Genomic DNA, 289 nt, shown 5'->3' with positions numbered 1-289 from the left:
CATAGCAGCTTAAAAGCTTATTCAGGAGGAGCGAAAGCGATGACGAAGGGGCGTTCGACGACTTGGCAGGAACGGATCGATATTGTGCAATACTGTCTTGCTCATCAGCATGACTACCATAAGACAGCGGACCATTTTCAGGTCTCCTACCAGCAAGTCTATCAATGGGTGAAGAAGTTTGAAGATGGCGGTCAGGATGCGTTAAAGGATGGACGGGGAAGAAAGAAAGCGCCGGAGGAATTAACAGAGGCCGATCGCCAAAAACTCGAGATGAAAAAGATGGAATATG

General features: G+C 47.8%; 1 protein-coding gene. It reads left to right on the top strand.

What is annotated here, in order from left to right; genetic code table 11:
- Positions 1 to 39: 39 nt before the first annotated feature.
- Positions 40 to 289 (top strand): helix-turn-helix domain-containing protein (locus M3650_RS31500; protein WP_251580298.1); only part of this gene is annotated, 250 nt, incomplete at its 3' end.

This window comes from Paenibacillus sp. MER TA 81-3 (assembly GCF_023713585.1).
GTDB lineage: Bacteria > Bacillota > Bacilli > Paenibacillales > Paenibacillaceae > Paenibacillus_B > Paenibacillus_B profundus.
The sequence above is the reverse complement of the archived record's forward strand: the minus strand, read 5'-3'. Positions and strand labels throughout refer to the sequence as shown.